9 protein-coding genes and 2 riboswitches are annotated in these 13786 nt (G+C 47.4%); of the genes, 3 read left to right on the forward strand and 6 right to left on the reverse strand.

The annotated features are described in order from the left end of the window. Positions 1-2 precede the first annotated feature (2 nt). From Q8W32_RS14645 to Q8W32_RS14655, 3 genes are all read right to left on the reverse strand, one after another. On the reverse strand, positions 3-2774 hold the full coding sequence (locus Q8W32_RS14645; protein ID WP_305415475.1) for an archaeal ATPase: 2772 nt from the start codon (positions 2772-2774) through the stop codon (positions 3-5). A gap of 432 nt (positions 2775-3206) precedes the next feature. Then, positions 3207-3821: a trimeric intracellular cation channel family protein gene (locus tag Q8W32_RS14650; protein ID WP_305415476.1), complete on the reverse strand. Its 615-nt coding sequence runs from the start codon at positions 3819-3821 to the stop codon at positions 3207-3209. A gap of 22 nt (positions 3822-3843) precedes the next feature. Next, a riboswitch (glycine riboswitch) is annotated at positions 3844-3949 on the reverse strand. Next, a riboswitch (glycine riboswitch) is annotated at positions 3950-4042 on the reverse strand. A 140-nt stretch (positions 4043-4182) separates the two neighbouring features. After that, entirely contained in the window at positions 4183-4293 is a 111-nt protein-coding gene (locus Q8W32_RS14655; RefSeq protein ID WP_305415477.1) for a phage integrase N-terminal SAM-like domain-containing protein, read from the reverse strand. A 242-nt stretch (positions 4294-4535) separates the two neighbouring features. Between Q8W32_RS14655 and Q8W32_RS14660 the strand changes: the two genes are divergently transcribed. Together Q8W32_RS14660 and Q8W32_RS14665 are read left to right on the forward strand one after the other, a co-directional pair. After that, positions 4536-4940: a hypothetical protein gene (locus Q8W32_RS14660; protein WP_305415478.1), complete on the forward strand. Its 405-nt coding sequence runs from the start codon at positions 4536-4538 to the stop codon at positions 4938-4940. Between the two features lie 115 nt (positions 4941-5055). Next, positions 5056-5979 carry a restriction endonuclease gene (locus Q8W32_RS14665; protein WP_305415479.1) on the forward strand — a complete coding sequence of 308 codons (924 nt, stop codon included), beginning with the start codon at positions 5056-5058 and terminating at the stop codon, positions 5977-5979. 763 nt (positions 5980-6742) lie between these two features. Here Q8W32_RS14665 and Q8W32_RS14670 read toward each other — a convergent pair. Continuing rightward, complete coding sequence (locus Q8W32_RS14670; RefSeq protein WP_305415480.1) at positions 6743-9796, reverse strand: efflux RND transporter permease subunit; 3054 nt, start codon at positions 9794-9796, stop codon at positions 6743-6745. Further along, positions 9796-10860 carry an efflux RND transporter periplasmic adaptor subunit gene (locus Q8W32_RS14675; protein ID WP_303431042.1) on the reverse strand — a complete coding sequence of 355 codons (1065 nt, stop codon included), beginning with the start codon at positions 10858-10860 and terminating at the stop codon, positions 9796-9798. The genes Q8W32_RS14670 and Q8W32_RS14675 overlap by 1 nt, the downstream gene beginning before the upstream one ends. A 388-nt stretch (positions 10861-11248) precedes the next feature. Between Q8W32_RS14675 and Q8W32_RS14680 the strand changes: the two genes are divergently transcribed. Continuing rightward, positions 11249-11707, forward strand: a complete 459-nt coding sequence (locus Q8W32_RS14680; RefSeq protein ID WP_305415481.1) for a MarR family winged helix-turn-helix transcriptional regulator — start codon at positions 11249-11251, stop codon at positions 11705-11707. Between the two features lie 138 nt (positions 11708-11845). Here Q8W32_RS14680 and Q8W32_RS14685 read toward each other — a convergent pair whose 3' ends face one another. Beyond that, positions 11846-13627 carry a DEAD/DEAH box helicase gene (locus tag Q8W32_RS14685; RefSeq protein ID WP_305415482.1) on the reverse strand — a complete coding sequence of 594 codons (1782 nt, stop codon included), beginning with the start codon at positions 13625-13627 and terminating at the stop codon, positions 11846-11848. Positions 13628-13786 lie beyond the last annotated feature (159 nt).

Here is a 13786-nt window from a genome sequence, read left to right on the forward strand (position 1 = left end):
TTTTATTGAGCATCATCACTCGAACCCCCTGTACTTTTTGAATTGCCTCTTGGAGTGCTTGTATCATACTTGGCGCCAGCTATACTTGCACAGTTCAATGTTTTTATCGAAAACGATGATTCTAATTTATTGGTACTATTATTTAAATCATCAAATTTTAATCCATGAAAATCAGTCTCACCAAGAACTTTTAATACGATGTCATAAAACTTCTGCTCGCTAGAACGCATCGTATCGACACTCATTCCCCCTGCAGGAAATAAAAATGGGTGTAATAGTGGGCATCTTATCAGAAAATAAAAAATTGGATGAGAACCAACCCATGAATCTCCATCGCAAAAATTTTTATTGATTTCTTCAAGCTTTTCAGTAAATACATCCACAGAGGTCACAGGATTCAATCGAAGGCCACTTCCAAGATATTCTTTTTCACTTGCAGCATGATATAAATCTTCCTCAACCAAGACGGCATGAAGAAAAGCCAATACATTAAATCGCATGATTTTGGCAGCGTTAGACTGACTTGCCATGGCACCGCCATCAGCATCACGGTGGAGTCTTACTCTATGTTTGTCAGCAATATTATTAAGATTAAAATACAACCGTGTCCATATTTTACCAATAAGTATAGAAGATGGTTTTATATTTTTCTGATGTTCATGAACATATTTCACCCATTCTTCAAGAGACTCAATAGCTTCTTTGAACTCACCATCTACACTTAAAGAAATTTTGTATTCATCATCATCATAATCATCAAACATTTCTTCATCTATCGAATCATCTTTTCGGGCTCTATCATTAGTGCTGCTTTTGCTTTTCATTTTTGCTAACTCTGCTTCATTTTTCCAAGGCGGAACAATACAAGTAGGTTGAGATATTATTTTATTAAATGACTTCACAAATGAAGCGAACTTGGATTTCCTGCCTTCTCCTACATATGAAGAAGACAAATCAGAAATCGCACCAATCAAGTTAAAAACACTTGTATAGTCTGTCAAATTACTTCCAGATACAGAACTCAAAGATGCTGCCATGGAAGCCTTCGCCAAACCACTTTCCTGATTCAACTTAAATGCCGAATATGTATCTGCTTTCTTGCCACCTTTGCGATTTAACTGAACCATTCCTAAAAAGACACCAATACTACCATAACCAGATATAACAGCGCAGCATCGATTTGCCCAATGAGTAGCGCTCTCTCTACGTCCTACCGACATATATGAGACATAGCTATTAGCTATTTGATCATCAGTCTGACCTTGAATTTTAGAGACCCCCAAATTCATAACAAATTGATTAAATATGCTAATAGATCCACACCCAACCAAAAGCATTTGAAGAACTTTGGACAAATCCCTTTGACAAATAGCTCCAACCTGAGCAGAAAGATATATCGAACAATTCCTCAGGGCTTCAGAGTCTGATTGTGGCCTCAGATAAAATCCAGTATTAAGATCTTGATCCTGTCGAGTATATATAAATACATCCTTACAAATAGAATCCATTCCAAAACGATGTTGTTCATAATTTAAACCAGCCCTATAAATACTACTCAACATCGCGCCATATAAAGCATTGCGAAAAAGCAAAGGCTTATCCACACCAGTACTTATTTTCGTGTAATAGTCTTGCAAAACTTGCATTAACAGACGCACAGGTTGTTTAAGCATCTCATCAACATAAATATTCAAATCCGAATAAGATCTAATATTCAAACCATCACGAACAGAATCTTCCAACGCCTTACGGATACCTACAGAGTCACCCGAATCTGTTATTATTAGTATTTCCTCATGCTCACTTAATTCTTGTCCTTTTTCACCAACCAATTGGAGCATGTTTTTCAATTGAATTCGTTTTTGAACTGGAAATATCTTCAACAAATACTGTTGTTCAAGGTGCTCGACCATATATCCACGTTCTGCAGTTCTTTTTGTCTCACTTTCCTGCTCCAATAAAACCTGACTATAATTTTCATATTGTTTACCCCGAATCAGTTGTGAATAAAGCCGAAGATCTCCTGTTGCTATAACTATCAATCTATTACTATTAAAGAATTTTCGAATCGACTCCAACACAGTCCAGCCTGTATCAAACTGAGTGTCAATATCATCAAATGAAATAAGAATTGCTTTACATTCCAAAATATCACATGCCAACTCCACTAACGTCCCAAAGATGGCCGATAGATCCTGCCCACCCATGGAGTATTCAAGTTGAGCATTCAACTGTAGAGCTTCACTAAAATATTCTGGTTTGTATTCTTTATCATTCAATAAACGTAATCCACGCTCCAGTTGCTGAAGTTGCTGTTGCCACTTTTCTTTGTTCGGTTTGTTTTTATCTGATGACCAACAGCCTTTGAATTTTTTTGAAACCACATAATTCAAACGAGCGGTTACTGTAACCAAAATCGGTTCTGATCTTGGCAACTTAGTTGGATCAATTGGAGGCAGACATTCAATGCTGTCTTCTCCCTGCTCTTTCTTCTGTAAGTGCTCAACCACCCTGTTGATAAATGTAGTTTTACCAGCACCACGCGTACCATCCACAAAATAAACATTGCGCCCGGACTCATCAACAAACCGCTCCAGTTCCGAAGGCTTGTCTTCGGCTGCAGCCTTCAAAGATTCTCGTATGCTGTTTACTAATTGGTCACGTAAGGTTCGCTGAATAAAATCTTTATCTTCCGTACTCCCCGGTACATTAGGTGCAAACAAGTCGATGATGATTTTTTCTTTGGAATCAATTCTGGTTTCGGTGGCGCACATATTCGTCTCAGTCCATTCGTAAGCGGCTGCAGCTGTTCTCGAACCACACCTTAAACAGGGCAGCTCCTTCTATTAGGTTCAGCTAAGGATACTCTGAAAGACTTCTCCAAATCATCGATATTCGGCGTCAGCCTGCTTTGGGTTGGCGGTAACGTGGCGCTGGTGAGTGCTTGGAGTTGCATTGGCTCGTACTCACCGAGATTCAATATCCTCACCTCAATGGCCACTATTGCTTAACGGCCACCCTGTCTGCAGTCGCTAAACGGCTTCGCCAGAGACAATCTGGAAAGAGACAACTTGGACACCCACCCTTCTGAATAGCCGCAGAAAGCCAACAAGCAAAATTCTGCTGGCTCACTGTTTATCCAAAAGCCCTGGGTTCACTGACTCCAAGAGTGGGGGGCACGTGACTCGGCCTGATTCGACGGCCTGCTACCAGCGTTCTGGCGCATAGCGGAACACCGGCAACGACCAATGCCAATAGATAGCCGCCAGACGCATAACCAGGCCACTGCTGAATGACACAAGCAGAGTCATATCCTCATTCACATCATAATGTTGCAACACCAGATACAGGACAGCGACCAACAGAGACACACTGGCATACAGCTCATGCTGCAGCACTTGCGGTGTCTGATCACAGAAGATATCTCGTAAAATGCCGCCAAATACACCAGTAATAATGCCAGCCATAATGACCACCGGCAGACCGTAATCCAATTGCTGGGCAACGTTACAACCAATGATCGTAAAGGCGATCAGGCCCATGGCATCCAGCACAAGGAACAGCTTCTGCAAGCGATGCATAAAGCGCGCAAGCACCATGGTAGAAAGACCAGCAGTAATGGTCAGATAGATATAAGAAGGGTGTTGGGTCCAGTTGACTGGAAAATTGCCAAGAAGAATATCGCGTACGGTGCCGCCCCCCAGAGCAGTAATAAACGCAATAAAAGCCACCCCGAACATGTCCATATTACGACGCCCGGCAACCAACGCGCCAGACATTGCTTCAGCTGTAATAGCAACAAGATAGATAATAGTGAGCACACAGAACTCCTGTGTTATCCGTGCCCCTCCCCCTGTCCTTTGTTCCTGAGAGTTTGACCAGACGGACCTGACCGCTGGCTTGCTCCTTCGGTGGGCTACAAAAGTAACCTCTCTCCAGATGGCAATCTGCTTGGCCCGCAGTACTTTGGCCTGAGCGTTTATGGGAGTTTGCGCCTTCGGCGGCCAGCATTTAACGGCTGACTCTCTCCTGCGGAGTGCGCATTGTAGACAATTACCACAGAGAATGAAACCGACCAAATAATGTCGCTATTAGGCAAGAAAAAATATTTAGTGACAGGAATAATTCAAGGAAGGAAGGCCTATTCTCGCCCTATGTGCCGCGTCCGGGATTAGTAGACCACTACAGTTGGCATTGCTGAAAGCGTATGTAGGCTTTGATCCAATAGAGGTAAGTTTTTTCTGTTCGAAGGCTGTATCCATTCAGCCGCATGAAACGAGAGATCTGGTTCAAAAACGGACTTTACCCATGGTTCTACTCCCTTCGAAATAGCTGTATGTATAAACAGTATAATAATGTCAAAGATAAAATCCATGCTCGTATCTCCAAGAGAAGTTGCGCATTTTTTCGGTTGCTGTTAGCGTAACCCTATGAAGTTCAATAGTTTTGCGCTTTTGGCGTAGAATTAATGCGTACGTTAAAACAGAAAAACGCACAGGCGCATAAATAAACTGTTAAGTTTCTCTGGGAGTTCTATGCCATATAAAGTGTATGTTTCATTAAAGTCAGATATGAATGAGGGATGGGTTTGGATTACGCATCCAGAGGTACCTAGTCGTTCAATCATCGAGATTACTAATAATAATAAACAAAAAGTGTTCTGTGAGGCTTTGCAAATAGATCACAACTACCGTAAAGAATACAAAACTGGCCGGACTTATCCACTTACTGAAAATGAAGCAGTTATTACTCTAAACTCTTGGTACCGTAATAAGCTAGGTATAACAGCTACAAATGAGTATTGTAATTTAACTATAAAACCAGCAAATCACTTATTTGGGAAATTCAGAGCTACAATTGGGCACCCGCAAATTATAATTAGATTAGCTACTTGGTTAGGTATAATTTCAGTGGCACTTGGTTTTATTAGCTTTATTTAAAATAAACTTAACAAGGCACTTAAACGGAACTAAAACAGTAGGTTTCGCTTCGCTACACATTTTAATCCACAATTTTAGTCCGCTTAGTGCGGCGTTATAAGTCAGAGGAAGCACAGTGACAATTCCAAAGCATGATGAAATTCGAGTTCCTGCCCTTTCTCTATTGTCCGAGCGAGGGCAGTTAAAGTTAAAGGAATTTGAAGGACCTTTAGCACAGCACTTCGAGCTAACTAACGAAGAACTACAAGAGGAATACGAGTCTGGAAACGGGAAAATTTTCTATGATCGTATCAGTTGGGCGCTCAGCTATATGAATATGGCTGGGCTTCTCAATAAACCCAAACGTGGTGTCTATGAAATTAGCGAATTAGGCAAAGAGAAACTGAAAACGCCGAAATTAATTAACAATTTCATTGCAGCAAAAATTGTAAAACAACAAAAAAACAAACCCACTAAAGAGTCTGACGTAGCAGTAAGCAATGAAAGCCTAACCCCACAGGAAGAGCTATATTCTTCGGCACAGAAAATCCGCGAATCAAAATACCAGGAAATTATTGACACCATTCTAAGTAAAACGCCGCGCGAATTTGAAAAATTGGTTGTAATGCTTCTACAAAAAATGGGCTATGGTGGTGAAATTAAGCAGTCTGGTTCCGTAACGTCATACACAAATGATGGAGGTATAGACGGCATTATAAAAGAAGATGTTCTCGGTCTAGGCCGAATTCACATTCAAGCTAAACGCTATGCTCAAAACAATAGTGTTGGCAGAGAAGAAATCCAAAAATTTGTTGGCGCATTAGCTGTTGCACAGTCCAACAAAGGTGTCTTTATAACAACATCTTCATTTTCTTCAGGTGCGGCAACATATGCCAGTAGCTTAAATGGGTCTACAACTCTAATCCTTATTGATGGTTCGCAATTGGCTGCGTACCTCTATGAATATGGTGTTGGCCTTCAAATCGAGCAAACCATCGAAATCAAAAAGCTCGATAGTGAGTTTTGGGATTCAATGGAAAATGAAAAAACTGACTTATAACAATGCCATAAACACGGACGCCAAAAAGCTACGCTGCGCTCCGGTTATGGTAGGCGTTAAAGTACGCACCTACGGATAACGTCGGCATCAGAGATGCCTTCTTCTCGGGAAACTTCCAGCACCGAGCGATGATGAGGTGATGTAATCCCCTCATTTTTAATCGCTCGTTTGAGTAGAGGGTTAAGCTGCCTTTCGTAGCCTGGCTGGAGGTGTACGCATTCTGAGTGGGCTTGCCCGGCTGAATGTAGATCAGAGTAATCCGGTTTCTGTTGGCCCAGTCTATCAGCGACTGTGAGATATATTCTGGGGGGATTACATACCAACCCATTGGCAGGAGAAAAGCACTTTGTGCTGCACAGCATGGGAACCGGCCTGCGCTACCCGTTATTTCCCAACCTCAACGCCCAGATCAGTTATGGCTGGCAACTGCGCGACAGCGGCAGTAACGACTGCAGGCGAGTTATTAGAATAACCCAACGGAACGGATGCAGCAGACAGAGGAAGCTTCCGCTTTCTGCTGGGTTTCGAGAAAAAGAACGTCATGTTTGCCGTATCGTTCACAGGGAACGGCGCTGTCCGTATCCCTGCGTTACGAACCGCCACAGAGGGCATCCCTACTACACTTCTATACTTCGGTTGCCTTGCGGTAATTCCCCTGATAATCAAAGATCTGCACCTGCCAGCAGTGTTTTTGTTTGCGGGCTATAACAAGGGCCGGTGCCGATCAACCTTGTGGCAATGGGATAGCTGGCCAAGGCCAGCCCTACGAATAATCGCTATCAGGTATTCGGTAGAATATGGCATAAAGCGCCGGTACAAATACCAGCGTGGCCAAGGTGCCCAGTGAAACGCCACCAATAAGAACGTAAGCCAGCGGGCCCCAGAAGCTATCGATGGTCAGTGGTACAAACGCCAGCACCGCAGCCAGAGCGGTCAGAATAACGGGCCGGGATCTCTGCACACCCGCTTCAATGACGGCACTTCGAATCAGCATGCCCTCTTTCATATTATCTGAAATTTGCTGGGTCAGGATTAGGGTGTTACGCATCAGAATACCGGCGAGACCAATAATCCCCAACGTTGCCACAAAGCCAAATGGCTGGTTAAAGATCAGCAGCGCGGCCACAGCACCAATCAAACCCAGTGGGGCCGTCAATATCACCACCAGCGTACCTTTGAAGGAGCGCATCTGCAGCATCACAAAAACAAGCATCAACACGATCATAAGGGGTTGTAGCACTTGAATGGAGTGCTCGCCTTTCGAGGATTGCTCAACTGAACCACCGATTTGCAAAGAATAGCCAACTGGCATTTGTGCGCGCAACTCCGCTAGCGCTGCCCATACGTCGGCCGTAACATCTTTGGCCTGTGCTCCTCGAACATCAGCATTAACCGCCACAAACGGTTCCCGGTTATAACGCCGGATGACAGGTTCTTCGTAGACGACCTCCGCTTTGCCAACCTGGTTAAATGAAATGCGTCGCCCCTCTTCACTGACAATTTCAAGATTCTGAATCTGTGTAATATCTTCTGCCTTGGCCCGACCAACCACCGGGGTCAATCGAATACCATCCCTTAACGTTGTAATGGCCAACCCGGATAGTTGAAATTGCAGCTGATAAGCAACTTCTTCTGGCGTCAAGCCAAACAACCGGAGCCGGTCTTTGTCGAAGCGAATATCGATACCAGGTGTGCGTTCATCCCATTCCAGATGACTGTTTTCAGTGTTGGCATGGCTCGCGATAATATCTCTCACCTTTTTACCAATAGTACGCAGCTGATTGGCCTCTGGCCCCATCACTCGAATACTGACTGGCCAGTCAACCGGTGGGCCGTAAAGGAGTGTTTCAGCTCTGACTCGTGACTCCGGAAAATCACCGGCCGCTACCCGGTTACGAATCAATCGGATCAAGCCGTCTCGGGCTGCGATGTCTTCTGCCACGATAACCAGCTTGGCGAAAGCACTGTTCGGCTGCTCCGGGCTGGCAGAGATAAAAAACCGGGGAGCCCCTGCTCCAATATAAGCCGACATGGACTTGATGCCGCTGGTGCCCTCCATCAGTCGTTCTATTTTTTGGACGGTAGCGTCGGTGGCTTCAATCGAAGTGCCTTGTGGATGATAAATACTGACCAGCACCTCAAGACGATCAGAGACGGGGAAAAACTGCTTCTGGACTGGACCAATCATGCCCACTATAGATATAAACAATAATGCAAACGTACTCAGAACAACGATTTTTCGATGCGCCAGGGTGCCGATAATAAGCTTCCTGAGCATACGGTAGGGACGTGAGGAATAGGCTTCCTTGTTGCTATGAGAGCTGTGATACAGGTTATCTGGCAAGATTTTCACCCCCAGATAAGGAGTAAACACAACGGCAACCACCCAGGAAAGTAACAACGCAATGGCCAATACCCAGAAAATGTTGCCTGCGTACTCACCGACACTGGAGCGGGCAAATCCTATAGGTACAAAACCGGCAACCGTTACCAGAGTCCCGTAGAGCATTGGAGCGGCGGTCACATTCCAGGCATGAGACGCCGCCAGTAGCTTGTCCCATCCTTCTTCCAGCTTCACAATCATCATCTCGATGGCAATGATGGCATCATCAACCAACAGCCCCAATGCAATAATGAGCGCCCCGAGTGTAATACGATCAAGGTTAATGCCCATTGCGAGCATCACAATAAATGAGAGTCCAAGAGTGACTGGAATAGCAATTCCCACCACGATCCCGGCCCGCAGGCCAACCGCCAGCATTGTAACGGCCATCACCACGAGCACGGCAACCAGAAACTTAACCTGGAAAAGGTTGACCGCACCGATAATGGCTTCTTCCTGATTTGTCAGCAGGTCAAGCTCCATTCCCAGAGGAAGCATTACCCTTTCATTTTCCCAGAATGCTCTCAACCGTTTACCAAACGCCAGGCCATTCTCTCCACGCCGCATGACCACACCTATCAGTAGAGCGTCCTCTCCGGATGAGCGAATGAGATAGCTGGGAGGATCTTCGTACCCTCTGGATATAGTGGCAATATCACCCAGTCTGATCAGATGTTCATCAATTCGGACAGGTACCTCTTGCAAAGCCTCCAGGTTCGATAAATCGTCGTCCAGGCGGAGGTAGACTTTAGGGCCTGCCGTGGAAATATGGCCCGCAGGCAAGAGTCGGTTATTGGCTTGAATAGCCTCGATAATATCGGTAAGAGACACTCCTAACCCTTGTAACTTCGTCATGTCGAAATCAACAAATACCTGTTCTGATCGCTCACCTAAAATCTCGGCTTTTTCAACTCCCTGAACGCGCTGTACCCTGTCCCGAATCGCCTCGGCATCCTGGATCAATTCTCGCTGCGCGACACCTGATGCCGTCAGCGCAACCAGGGTGAAATACACATCACCGAAGTCCTCATTTACGATAGGCCCGATAACCCCGTCCGGTAACTGGGATGCTTCATCCTGCATGCGACGCCGGACCTGATAAAAGCGATCGGGGACATGCTTGGCGTCGGTGTAATCCTGGAACTCAACCTGCAAGTCGGCCCGCCCCGCCCGCACCGTTGTCTCAATTTTGTACAAATCCTCCACTTCCTGAATGCGTTTTTCCAACCGATCAACCACACTATCTTGTAATTCATCAGCGGCAGCACCCGGCCACAGAACAGTCACCATCATGACTCTTACCGTGAAATCAGGATCTTCGGCCCGACCCAAAGACGTAAAAGCGTAAAGGCCTGCAACCAAGGAAAGCGTAATAAAAAAGAGCGTAACCGAGCTTTCTCGCACAGCGATTCTGGAGAGATTGGGAAAAGCCATCACGCCCCCCTGGCATCAAGTGATTGCACTGCCATGCCGGGCTTGAGCAGGTGTGTACCGCTAGAAATAACAATCAGTCCCTCTTCCAGAGTTGAACCAGTGACCCAGGCATGATCTTTGTCGATACGCTGGATATCAACGTTGAGCGGCACTGCTTCGCCATCCACTATTGTCCAGATAAAGGGGGTCTCACCACGTTCATCCAGAGCAGAAATGGCCATTTTATAAAGTGGTATTGAATCGTTGCTGACCAGGAACCGTGTTCTGACAAGCTGGCCATACCTTAGGTCTGACAGTGGTTGATCTATCGTGTAGCGTGTTTTCCAGGTACGACTTTCCGGGTCGGCCGCCCCGGCCATCTCTCTCCGCGTCAGTGCGATGGCCTCTCCGTCATGCAGTAACCCTCCTTGCTCTGGAGGATATGCGCCAGAAGGGTAATCCACCTCAACTTCCCGCTCTCCCGATTTAGCCAGTTTTGCAACTGGCCGCCCCACACTGACCACCTCTCCCGGTTCGATAAACACATCCAGTATAATGCCGTCGCTCTCTGCTCTGAGTACCCCATATTCCAACATATTCAAGGCCTGGGACAGCTGGGCCTCAGCAACATCACGACGCGCTTGCGTCTCTTCCTGGGTCAGTAACGCCCTCTCGTATTCCTGCCGACTGGTATAGCCCTGATCTACCAATTGATAGTCACGCTCCAGATCTTTTTCAGCAAGTTTCAGCGTTGCTTCTGCTGCCCTCAGGTTGGCACGTGCAGTCACAACAGACTCGCGCAGGTCTCGCAGATCGAGAGTGAACAGCACCTCCCCTTTTTTAACAGACTGCCCAGCATCGACCAGCCGCTGATCAACCTTGCCTCCAACCTGAAAAGCCAACTCGACCTCGTGGCGCGCTTTGACTGTCCCGGTCAACTCATGGCCGGGTTTTGTAGCCTCGACCAGGTTTTCTATTTTTACCCAGCGAGCAGCATCAGAGGCTGCCTCGACCGTGCTCTCGGTAGACTGTGAGCACCCAGACAAAACATAAGTGGTTATCAGAATAGTAAAAAAACGATTCATTAATATTTCCTCAGCAAGCAGTTTGGGCAGGCGTCACAGCAACCAGGGCTGTCCAGCCTGAATTACAACTCACTCGAATTCCCTTTTGCAGAGTAAGTTAATCTACAGCAGAAAGATGACAGCATGCTGTCATTGTGACTATTATTAGTCTCAAGAACAACGTCAAATTGTATGCCTCCCCAAAAAATCGAGGCTTAAGGCAGAAGTTTTTTATCATGCTAGACCAAGGGATCTCCCACGAAACCATCGCAATTCACCAACCGATCAGTATCAGTGCCCATCCTCAAGTAGAATAAGAGCGGTGTACTGGTACAGAGAACTTGGCGTCAGTACTATCCGCGGCGCTCCGAATACAGTGGCATTACAAAATCGTAAAGGAAATCAACCAATGACCCAGCGCGTGAAGCGTAGTGAAGTACTTACCGATCTTATTCTTGAAATCTTCCGATTTAATGGCACATTGCGCGAAACAGGTGACAACCTGGTGCGCGGTTTGGGATTAACAAGCGCTCGGTGGCAAGTGCTTGGCGCAATCACAATGGAAGAACACAACCCCACTGTTGCCAGCATTGCTCGCCGAATGGGTCTGGCAAGACAGTCCGTACAACGGGTCGTGAACGATCTGGTCAAAGAGGGTCTTTTAATATGCAAAGACAACCCGGATCACAAAAGAGCAAAACTGATTGTCATGACAGAGGCAGGTAGCGAAAAATACCGACTGGCGGATGTACGGCAACACCACTGGGTTGAGGTCTTATCCGACAACCTGACGGCACAAGAGCTGCAACAAGCGCTTGATTTGATTCGACAGTTAGATCAACGCTGCCGCAAAGACCTGAGCAAATAACCAACCACCATCTTCAATCTGCAGGAGCGTCTTGAGTTATATAGCCAGACACCGGCATCCTTGCGCTTTTATCTGTTCCAGGATATTGCCACGGCGCTGTCCGTATCCCTGCGTTACAAACCGCCACAGAGGGCGTCCCTACACTTCGTTTGCCTTGCGGTAATTCCCCTGATAATCAAAGATCCGCTCCTGCACCTGCCAGTAGTGTTTTTGTTTGCGGGCTATAACAAAGTCCGGTGCCGGTAGCTGGGCCTGCACCTCAAGCACTTCTTCGATCCGACTGAACTCTTTCGGGGTCTGACTATTGCCGCAACGCCGACCAAACAATCGGTTAAAGACGTGGCGTTGTGCTGACTTGCTGAAATCGAAGGACTCGCCCAACTCCTCCCCGTCTTCACCGTGGTAGGTGATCTTCAGCTTGCTATCGGGTTTGTCTCTGTGGCTGCTCAGGGTGATCCCGGCACAGCGGATCACCATGGCATTTTTCAGTTTCAGGGCGTCCCTGAGCTGATCATCCGGGTCGATAATGGCTTGTTGGCACTGATGGCAGTTACGGGCGGCGATGTCATTCTCGCTACCGCAGTGGGGGCACTCCTTGAAGCGGAAGCGGTAATCACACTGCTGCGGACGCTCGTACTGCGCTCCCGGCCCATCCTCTTCCTCAGGTTCCAGCAACCCCTGACAACGACGCCCGTAGTGTTCAATCACATGGCCGTGACCATCGGTTTTGCCCCAGAAAATATTGGCAAACCCACAGGCCGGGCAGAACACCTGCACCGGCTCACTATCCGGATTGGGTTTCTTCTCCCCCACTTCCGGGTGGTACAGATTGACCCGGTTGCCAGCGTAATCAATCACCAGGCAATCCTGCTTGCCTTCATCCAGCCGCAGACCCCGGCCCACAATCTGCTGATACAGGCTCACCGACTGGGTTGGGCGCAGAATGGCAATAACGTCCACATGAGGTGCGTCAAAGCCAGTGGTGAGTACGGATACATTCACCAGATACTTCAGCTGCCGCTGCTTGAAGCGCAGGATCAAGGAGTCCCGCTCATTCTGCTCGGTAGCGCCGGTAATCAAGGCAGTTTGCTGTTCCGGCAGATAGCCGGTGATCTCTTTGGCGTGCTCCACCGTGGCGGCAAAGATCATCACCGCCTGGCGCTCAGCAGCCAGTTCCATCACCTGTTCGATAATGGCCCGGGTCACCCGTTGGTGCTTGCCTAACAGCTGGTTTACGTCTTTTTCGGCGTATTCACCAAAGCGGTTTTGCGTCAAGGCGGAGAAATCGTATTGCGCCACAGCGGCGTCCACCAGTTCCGGGCGGGTGAGGTAGCCGTTGTTAATCATGTACCTTAACGGCAGTTCATAAATACAGCGCACAAAGGGCTTGTCCTGTTCACTGCGAACAAAACCCCGGTAGTGATAACGGTAGATCCAGCCCATGCCTAAACGGTAGGGCGTGGCGGTCAGCCCAAGTACCTTGAGAGCGCGGTTCCGTTGCCGTAGCTGATCGATGATTTTTTGATACTGACTGGTTTCCTCACCACTGACCCGGTGACATTCGTCGATGATCAGCAGGGAATATTCATCCCCGAACTGATCAAGGTTGGCGGAGACGGACTGCACGCTGGCGAAAGTGACCTGGTGCCGATTCTCCTTGCGTTTTAACCCGGCGGAGAAAATGCCAGCCGTCACCCCGTAGCTCTGGTATTTGGCGTGGTTCTGCTCAACCAGCTCTTTGACGTGGGCCAGCACCAGAATCTTGCGCCGAGCCAGACGGGCCAGCTCGGCAATGACCAGACTCTTCCCGGCACCAGTGGGCAACACAATAACCGCCGAATCGTCGAATTGGCGGAAGTGCCTCAGCGTGGCATCAACGGCTTCCTGCTGGTAGGGGCGGAGCTGAAAAGGGGTTTTCATATATAGAGCTTGATCGCTGTCAGTGGATGTCTCTCAAACTTCGGTTTGATAAACAGCTTAATGGATAGCCGGTAGTTGGAAAACAGCACAATCAGTGGGCTGGGCACTTGGATTGGGGAATATGCCCTGAACAGGGGGGAAGTCGTATTGCCAGCCCGG

Source organism: Oceanobacter sp. 3_MG-2023 (assembly GCF_030688925.1).
Taxonomy (GTDB): Bacteria; Pseudomonadota; Gammaproteobacteria; order Pseudomonadales; family Oceanobacteraceae; genus Oceanobacter.